Source organism: Oleiphilus sp. HI0125 (genome assembly GCF_001635355.1).
The window spans coordinates 1-909 of sequence record NZ_LWGF01001511.1; the positions used below are offsets into that span (position 1 = coordinate 1).

The 909-nt window shown below is 47.0% G+C and carries 1 protein-coding gene and 1 pseudogene; both read left to right on the plus strand.

The features are described from left to right. Positions 1-651: RnfABCDGE type electron transport complex subunit D (locus tag A3762_RS25395; protein ID WP_197469580.1), on the plus strand; the 651-nt coding region annotated here is incomplete at its 5' end. Then, positions 644-909 (plus strand): annotated as a pseudogene (locus A3762_RS25400) (Na(+)-translocating NADH-quinone reductase subunit C); the annotation flags it as partial. The gene A3762_RS25395 and the pseudogene A3762_RS25400, both read left to right, overlap by 8 nt.

Sequence of the window (909 nt, forward strand, 5' to 3'; positions counted from 1 at the left end):
ATCTTTGGTGGTACCGGTAAGAACTTCTTAAACCCTGCTTTGACTGGTCGTGCATTCTTGTACTTCGCATACCCAGCTGAAATTTCAGGTGACGTCGTGTGGACTGCAGTTGATGGCTTCTCTGGTGCTACTTCACTTAGCCTCGCGGCAAGTGGTGGTGTCGAAGCGATCATGGCGAACAACATAACTTGGTTGGATGCATTCTTCGGTACCGTTCAAGGGTCGATGGGTGAAACATCAACGCTAGCGATTTTGATCGGCGGTGCGGTTCTGCTCGCAACGCGCATTGCCTCACTTCGTATTGTGATGGGTGTGTTCTTTGGTATGACTGCGATGTCTACCTTGCTGAATCTAATTGGTTCGGACTCTAACCCAATGTTTGATCTGCCATTCTACTGGCACTTCGTTATTGGTGGTTTTGCTTTCGGTATGATCTTTATGGCAACAGACCCTGTGTCTGCTTCTATGACCAATACCGGTAAGTGGTTCTACGGTGCTTTAATTGGCGTAATGACGGTTCTTATTCGCGTTGTAAACCCAGCTTTCCCAGAAGGCATTATGTTGGCGATTCTGTTCGCGAACTTGTTTTCACCGTTGATCGACCATTACGTTGTTCAAGCGAATATTACGAGGAGGTTGGCTCGTGTCTAGTAAAGAAACCATGGGTAAAACCTTTACTGTTGCAGTTTTGTTGTGCCTTGTATGTTCAATCATTGTTGCGGGTTCAGTTGTTATCCTGAAGCCAACTCAGCAGGAGAACAAAGCGCTCAACTTGCAAGCAAACATCTTAGCGGCTGCGGGTTTGCTTCCAGCAGGTGCCGATAAAACTGCAATCCAAGAAGCGTTTAAGAAAATCGATGCGCGCATCGTTGATTTGGATACTGGCGAATATGCAGAGCCAGATCGAGT